Origin of the sequence: Bacteroides sp. D22, from assembly GCF_000163675.1 — a bacterium.
In the GTDB taxonomy this organism is placed as follows: Bacteria; Bacteroidota; Bacteroidia; order Bacteroidales; family Bacteroidaceae; genus Bacteroides; species Bacteroides xylanisolvens.
In genome coordinates this window covers 154,818-163,086 of the sequence record NZ_GG774810.1, presented here as the reverse complement: position 1 = coordinate 163,086, position 8,269 = coordinate 154,818, and the positions used below count along the sequence as shown (strand labels likewise).

Annotated in this window: 6 protein-coding genes; 1 reads left to right on the top strand and 5 read right to left on the bottom strand. The window is 40.0% G+C overall.

The genetic code is table 11. The features are described from left to right. Positions 1-242 precede the first annotated feature (242 nt). The 4 genes from HMPREF0106_RS09300 to HMPREF0106_RS09315 are packed head-to-tail and all read right to left on the bottom strand — an operon-like array spanning position 243 to position 4,830. Complete coding sequence (locus HMPREF0106_RS09300) at positions 243-779, bottom strand: LPP20 family lipoprotein (RefSeq protein ID WP_009040352.1); 537 nt, start codon at positions 777-779, stop codon at positions 243-245. A gap of 30 nt (positions 780-809) precedes the next feature. Further along, complete coding sequence (locus HMPREF0106_RS09305) at positions 810-2,687, bottom strand: LPP20 family lipoprotein (RefSeq protein WP_009040351.1); 1,878 nt, start codon at positions 2,685-2,687, stop codon at positions 810-812. An 11-nt stretch (positions 2,688-2,698) separates the two neighbouring features. After that, positions 2,699-3,964 (bottom strand): DUF6175 family protein, encoded by a 1,266-nt coding sequence (locus HMPREF0106_RS09310; RefSeq protein WP_009040350.1) that lies wholly within the window; start codon positions 3,962-3,964, stop codon positions 2,699-2,701. Further along, positions 3,961-4,830: a hypothetical protein gene (locus HMPREF0106_RS09315; protein ID WP_004298503.1), complete on the bottom strand. Its 870-nt coding sequence runs from the start codon at positions 4,828-4,830 to the stop codon at positions 3,961-3,963. The genes HMPREF0106_RS09310 and HMPREF0106_RS09315 overlap by 4 nt, the downstream gene beginning before the upstream one ends. Positions 4,831-5,223: 393 nt before the next feature. Here HMPREF0106_RS09315 and HMPREF0106_RS09320 point away from each other — a divergent pair, with 393 nt between their 5' ends. After that, positions 5,224-5,619 (top strand): helix-turn-helix domain-containing protein, encoded by a 396-nt coding sequence (locus HMPREF0106_RS09320; protein WP_004312261.1) that lies wholly within the window; start codon positions 5,224-5,226, stop codon positions 5,617-5,619. A 166-nt stretch (positions 5,620-5,785) separates the two neighbouring features. Here the strand turns inward: HMPREF0106_RS09320 and HMPREF0106_RS09325 are convergent, their stop codons facing one another. After that, positions 5,786-7,561, bottom strand: a complete 1,776-nt coding sequence (locus tag HMPREF0106_RS09325; protein WP_032851457.1) for an oxaloacetate decarboxylase — start codon at positions 7,559-7,561, stop codon at positions 5,786-5,788. Positions 7,562-8,269: the final 708 nt, after the last annotated feature.

The window sequence follows — 8,269 nt, the reverse complement described above, 5'->3', positions numbered from 1 at the left end:
ACCAAGTGTCTGGTCGATAATAGGTGAAAGCATGGAGTCAAATTGCTCCATGATTGAAAAAATTCCTCCAAAAGGTGTGAGTTTTTCAGATTTTATTTGTACCTTTGCCATGTCTTGTTACGATTTACGCTTGTTTTGAATTGCAACACTAAGATAAGTGAAAAATCTGACATGGCAAAATCCTGAGCAACTTTTTGTTGCTCAGGAACTTATAAATAAAGTTAAATTATAGTGTTGCGGAATTAAGGATATTCAAAGTCAATGCGCAATTTGTCATCATTCTTAATACGATTTGCCATAGCATTCATGATTTCCTCTCCTGCCAGTTCAAGAGAGACATATACTTTGTATTTACCATCAGGAGTCTTCATGGTTTTTTCACAAATTACACGCGTACCGCTCAATTCCTGTTCCACTACCGTACGGGTCAATGATTGATAACGACTTTTGCTTTCATCATTTTCATCTTGCTGATAAGAGGAAACATAACTATCGGTTACCGATTTCACTTTTGCATTGATAGCAGTAGCAATTTCAGCCCGGGCCTCCGTCATCGCTTTTTTCTTTGCAATAGACATATCCGTAGAAAGTCCCATCGAACTAGCTCTAAAATACTCTTTGTTCGTTTGAAATTCCGGTCCCGAACAAGGAACATTAATTTCTACGTCCTGTTGCACTGCCGGTTGCTGCACTGTTTGTGTTACAGGTTTTGAACTACCGCAACTTGTCATAACAGCAATGATTAGCAATGCTGTTCCCAATAAATTAATTCTTTTCATTTCAAGTCTTTTTTAATGTTAATATATGATTCATTTCAAGCCTCTCAACTTCACTATATTATTTTTGAAATCCTTCAATTGCAGCAGTGCCACAGATTGCAACTTACTTACCTCAATAACCATCTCCGTAGGCAGATCAGGCACAATGAGCGCAGTGACTCTGCGGTCATTGAACTTAGACCCCAGTTTGAGACTGACAATCGGAGATTCTTCACCTTTTTCGTTTATAACCGTCAGATTTCCACTATATAAGTCCACTTCGCAATCGTCAGCATTTGTATTCACAATCTTAAGATGTATCCTCGATTTGTCTCCCAAAGTTGCAAGTTTGTCAAATTCAAAAAAGACACCATCCAACCATTCAACCCGAATTGCCTTTTGATTCTCTGGTTTGGCGGACTTAACCGGAACCAAAGGAGCAGGAATAACTTCCGGCACCACAACAGGGACAGATATAACCGGATCAGCTTCTTTTTCCGGTACGGAAGGACCGACTACCGGAACAGGAACATCCGGCAACATCTTCTGTCTTTCCGGAATCTTTCCGGTTCTGTCGAATGTTATTTTCTTCAATTCACGTGCAAACTCCCGGTTCAGCCGTTTTATCAATTCACGCGCCGCCATATTCTTGCCTTGAGAAGCGGACTTATTTTCAGGTACTAATGTCCGTTCATCATTAATAGAATAATTCAATAGGATTTGCCCCGTCCGGTTATTTTCTATTTTAATCCCCAACGTAGAAAAGAATTCGATGAAGTTATACAGTTCACCCGGAACGGTATTGCCTTTACGACACTTATTATCCAATGTAACGATAATGTCGGCTTCAGAAGGAGATGCAACTACGTTAAAGAAATGATTGTTCAGCAAACTCTTCACAGTTCGTTCCACCGCCTCTATATCGCTCTGCGCACTTCTAACATAAGCAGAAGTCTGTGTCTGCACCGTGTTGATAGTCAACGTTGCTCCGGGAAGAGAAGAAAGCATTTGTTTGAATAAAGCTGCATAACTTCCCTTCCGGAACAAGCTGAACACATCATCAATTAATGAAATTCCAATTTCCTGCTGTGCCTGTTTAGAAGTAATATTGCGCACATAAAGAGCGGCAACTCCCGATTCGTCGGTGGGAGACATGGAAGACAAATCTCCCGACCCGGAAACAAACTCGGCTTTCAACCGGATATTCCTTAACGGATTTCCATTACTGTAAACACCTATAGCAATAGGCTCCCTTATACCTTGAAACGGCGTGACTGAAACGGTTGCCGGATTCAGAACAATCGTTATTCCATCAAATACTCCAGCCAAAGCCGCATATAGTTCAGTCGCCAAATTAATTGTCTTTCCTTCGTAAGAGCAGAACAACTCCTGATTAAGCACCGGGCGTATAGCCTCCATTCCATTCGAGAATAATTCAACGGCAGTCATTAAATCTCCCTGTTGTAAAGTAATGTGTCCCTTATACCAAAAATCGAAGCCGTTACGGATTGCCTTCTGACGACGTGCTTCCACCAAGGCCGCATAATCATCCTTATTCAGTTCATAATAAACCCAATACTCATTGTCACTTCGCCAGGAATCCACCAGACGAAAGTTCTCTATTTCCGCCCGGGCTTCTGTACGAATACTCTCTGCGAAGGTTTGTTTCACATTACCATCGTCCTCCAACGTATTCAACAAAGAATTGGCGGCAATCACCACTTGAATTTCAGATACAAGATCAGACAAAGCGTTTTGCTTTGCCTTTTGCTGATAATCTCCTTCCGATATTTCAGCCATTCCTATTCCGATGTAACTTAAACCACTAACAGGATGCTGTTTCACCCAGTCAGGACGGTTCGTTTGTTGACCGGAAAGCGGAAAGCAAAACCATGAAATCACAAGAATAAATAAAAGCCAATGTTTCATACGTCCTTGATTTATTGAATAGTCAAATAGATAGTACTTCCATCCACTCTATGTTCACTATCTATTCCGGAATCATTCAGATAATTAACCAGATTATCCGCAAATGTGATGCAATCCATCGGCAAGCCGTCGCTGTCCTTTGCAGGAATCTGTATCGAATCAAATATCAGACTATCGTCCACAGCACCTTGAATATGGTAACGTCCTCCCTGGGCATTTTTTCGTACCCAATTGCGTATATGCGCCGAAAGAGTAGTAGTACCGTTTATCCGGCTATTCATCGTATTGATAGCATTATCTGCGAGACTAACCCGAAGAACAACCGTATTCCCCTGTTGAACTTTCCGGGCAAACTCTTTCGAGATATCTTTCAGAAAACCATCCAGAACATCTTGTGCCGCGTATGCGCATAACTTATCCACGTCCGTCGTCCTAAAGCGGTTCGTCCAGCTTTTCCGGCTAGCCAAATCTACTCCGGTAGCCGTTTCACGAGCAGTCATAATCAATGAGACTCTACTTCCCGAAGCTGCAGATATGTCTTTTTGTAAATCAACCATCACATAGACGTCCGCTCCCGAATTCATCAACAACTGCTTATCATTGGAATCAGCATTCTTACTTTCCCATTCGGAAGCGCGCAAAGTTCCTGACTGTTTTCCCTCAGCAGCCACCGTCTTCACGCCAAGCTTAACAAATCCCTCCTTTACCGTACTTACGGCTATACGAAGATCAAAATCATTCTTCAGAATATCGGCGTATGAGCTTCGGTCATTGCTTTTATAGGGGACTACCATGATTGTCGGCAAAGCCATTTGTTGCCGAGTTTCCTCCATCGACATTTCTTCCTGGGGTCTCGTCATCAATTTATTCCGTATCAAGTCTTTTTTAAGCGCACCTAATAAGATTTGAGCCGTTACTGTACCTTTGTATAGATTGGAAGATTGCCGTACCGGGTCTCCTACCGTTTCATAGTTCTTCACAAAAAGCATATAACGTGAACTGAAAAACTGATTCATATAGTAAGAATCTTCTTTCCCGACGAGCGGCTGTCCGTTTTCCACTCCGTCAATGCCGTTGAGGAATATAGCATTAAAGATCGACTTCAATGCCATATTATATACATCCTTCTTTTTTTCGGCTGTTCCGGAAGCGGTGATAACGGCTATGTTATCATCTGCCTTCACACAAGTTACGTCATTAGAGTATGACTCCTGTGCCATGAAATGAATAGTGTATACAACTAGCAGGTTCAAAAGCAGTATTCGTAACTTCATCATAGTCCAAGTCCGCCTAAAAAGGTATTTTTTCGAGAAAGAATAATCAATTTCTTTTCTTCTTTCGATGCTTTCATTATCTCCTCACCGCCTTTGCTCACGGTACATAAAGAACGTGTTCCGCTCAATACTTCTTTCACATTCAAGCGTCCGACTTCTTTCAATGACAGTTCTCCGGCAATATCCATCTCTATGTAAACGATAAATTTCTGACCTTTTTGTACCCCTCTCTTGGTTCCAAGATCGATATATACAGTTTGTGCTTTATCTTTTTTGGTACTCTCAATCTGTACAATCGTTCCTTTCATTTTGAAATACTCGTCAACAAAATCGTCCATGCTTATTACTACATAATCCAAAGTCTTAATGATAGCTTCATCAGGAGTATCGCCAATATTCCCGGTCAGCCCCTCGTGAGTGAATGTCTGGGTTCCTTTGAGTGTACCGTTAGAAGGGTCTACTATCTTTAACGTGTAAGAAACACTCCCCTGATAATAGGTCTTCCCTTTACTATCTGTTTTTTTAACTCCCTGCATACTGGTAATATTTCCCTGAATAAGATATTGGGCGCCTAACGTTGTCATGACCTCGCTTCTGCAAACGGCATCTCCCATAGCAGAAGCCTCTTGGCGTCTTTTCGCTTCAGTCTTCAATGCTTCATTAGAATCAACATCAATAAGTTCTACACGATCCATCTTCTGGATACCTTCTATTACTTTATTACGCAATGCTTCCGCCAAAATATTACTGATAGTACCGGGACGCGAGAAATAATCAATATAGACTCTTTCTTTACCGTTTTCATCGGTTTGTGCATAGCCTAACATTGGAATTAGGCAAATAGAGAACAATAGTAAAATCTTCTTCATGTCTGTTTATTATTTATTATTAATGCTATGTTTGTTTTTTAGTGCAATATTTCGCTCTTTTAATACAATATAGAATGTTCTTTTTTCAATAATGATTTACTGTTATGAATGATTGTGTTTTCTCTGACTGCAAAGTTAAGCACACATTAAGGTGCATTGTATACACAATATTTACTACAACCATCCGTTAAACGAATAGTTATCTCCAAATATCAATGAGAAAAGGGAAAAGAGTGGTATGTTCAATAAAACGAGGTCGTTTTCCCGTCTCCAAGCTATTTGCACCATCGCATTTTCCACAGTTCTCTCGAATAAGTATAAAATAGCATTTGTTATATCCACTAAAATTGTTACATTTGTCCAATAATAAATTGCTTCCCAATAACAAGATACATGGAAACAGATTTAAAGAAGATAGTAGGACATCGGCTGCAAATGCTTCGTATGGAAAAGAATCTTACTCAAGAACAAATGGGAGAAAAGTTGAACCTGTCAACAAGTGCCTATTGTAAGATTGAGTATGGTGAAACCGACCTCACATTAACAAGGCTGAACAAAATAGCAGAAGTGCTAAATATGTCTGCATTGGAGCTATTTAATAAAATAGATGGAAATGTGTATGTCAATAACACAGGTACAATCGGGACAAATATCGGAGTCGCGAAAGATTGTAGCACTGTCCGCATCGAAGCTGCAGAGGATCTCCGTGAACTAATCAAGGCAAACAGCCGGTTTATCGAGATATTGTGCAAACGCATAGAACTTTTAGAGAATAAAGTACTGGTATAGTAACATACTCATAGAATTATTACATTAAGGTAACAATAATGAGGATGCACAGATCACCGATTAGTTATCGATTTTCTGTGCATCACTACTATTTTAAAAACACTTTCAAGACACCCTACTAAAATTCTTTATTAGGTGTAGCTTATACCCTAACTCTTATAAGAGTCTACGCAAAAATATCACTCCGTAAAATATAACCTATTACATCTCCTTTATGTACATTGGCACCTTGCTGTGCACATATCTCCACAACCCTTCCGGTAAATCCGGTCAGAATCTTTTCATATTCTCCCCACGGGGTAGAAAGATAGCAAAAGACTTCGTCATGCTGATATTTACGTCCGATGAATGGAGCAATGGATGGTCCCTCTACGGAAACTTCCCAAAGTACCTGCCCGTTATCAGGAGCAATGACCGGGTCTGCCTTGGCACGTTTCAATTTCTTAATTTCCTCTTCCGAATATCCGTTCTTTGCCATTGCCGCATCTTTAGCATGTTGTAACTCTTCCTCAAAACGCTTTTTGGCAACCCCGGACTTATAATCACGATACTGGCGATCGTGCATGGCCAGTTCGAAAAGCTCCTCGTCATCCTCTCCATATTCCCAGCCATTTTCATCCATTTCCTTTCGATATTCATCCAAAGCATCCGGATAATTCAACTGCGGGTCGGTATCGACAAATTCATATCCTTTAGATTTCGCCAACTCTATAATCTCCGGAGCGAGCTTACCCGGAAGACGTCCACTTTTACCCAGAATCATATCCCAAGTGTGGTTATCTATCATTGTCCAGCGATCTTCTCCTTTTACCTGCTGCATAAGATTCATTAATGCAACATTCTTCACATACTGGCTGAAAGGAGTCACCAAAGGAGGATAACCCAGCTTAGGCCATACATATTCCACTTCATCAAAAAGCATCACAAGCAAATCATCCAGACTAAGTTCCGGCTCATTCTTACTCCTTAATATCATATTGATACCGGAATGTACTCCTTTCAAGTCTGCCATCATGGAACCCATCATACCACCCGGCAAACCACATTTCAGTAGAAGTGAAGACATGTATTTATTGGTAGGATCCATAAAATAACCCAGAAAATCATCAATGAATTCTTGCGTCATAGCGCGAGCTTTCATATATGCTTTCATATTTATGTCGGGAACCTGGAAGCCTAAATCTTTCAACATAGCCTGCACAGAGATTACGTCCGGATGCACTTTACCCCAAGACATCGGTTCCATAGCCACATCAATGATGTCCACACCATTCTCACAAACTTCAAGAATAGAAGCCATAGACAATCCCGGTCCGCTATGACCATGATATTGAATCAATATATCCGGATGTTTCTCCTTGATAGTCCTGACCAATTCTCCTAACATACCCGGACGACCGATACCCGCCATATCCTTCAAGCATATTTCAGGTGCACCGGCCTCAATCAGTTGATCGGCAATTCGGGCATAATACTCAACAGTGTGTACGGGAGAATAGGTGATACAAAGAGTTGCCTGCGGAATCATACCTGCTTCCAAAGCATATTTAATAGAAGGAATGATATTCCTCGTTTCGTTCAGTCCACAAAAGATGCGTGTGATGTCCACTCCTTGCGCATGCTTGACTTTATACATCAATTTACGTACGTCTGCCGGAACCGGATACATGCGCAACGCATTCAATCCGCGATCGAGCATATGCGTTTGAATACCCGCTTCTTTAAAAGGTGCGGTAAAAGCACGGACAGCCTTATTAGGATTTTCGCCGTACAACAGATTCACTTGCTCAAAAGCACCGCCATTCGTTTCAACTCTGGCAAAACAGCCCATCTCAATAATCAAAGGAGCGATACGGACAAGCTGATCAACCCGAGGTTGATATTTACCGGAAGATTGCCACATGTCCCGATAAACAAGACTGAATTTAATTTCCTTTTTCATCATAGCCAATAATAAGTGATTTTTTCTTCGGTTAACTTCACATATACAAATATAAAGGTTTAAACTGACATATAGTCAAACAATCACCTTAAAAAATAGATATAAAGAGATGTTTAATATCATAATGCAAGAAAACCACCTCTGTATAGATCCATTCACTATAAATAACAAATCAAATTGTTTTATGTTCGTACATATATCATTCCTTTAAGATTGCCAAATACTTCATCACCTTCATTCATTGACGTTTAACGGCTTCTGAAGCTATACCAGAAAGTTTATTTATACCAAAGTTTGTACAAAAGCAAATCGCTTCTCAAAATCATCAGTAGGTATAAACAAACCAAGATAACCATCAGGCATAATCCACTTGTCAAGGGCTTTATTATACTCAAAATTACTATTACAATAATTAATATAAGATGCAATATTGACTGAATCATTAAAATAAAGATTTCATCATTTTTTATTGTTATTACTCTAGTAAATAATGGTATTAGTGAGAACCTAAAATCGTAAATTGTAAAGCACAAATACACAGCAACATACAAGTATATATTTTCCTTTAAAAGGAACACCTCGTTGGTTTTAAAGGAACGATGCCTTGGTTTTAAACCAACGGGGCGTTCCTTTTAAACCAACAAAGCACTTATTTTAAGTGCTCATTTCACGAGCCCTTCGAAATACAATGAAACATATTCAAGAAGG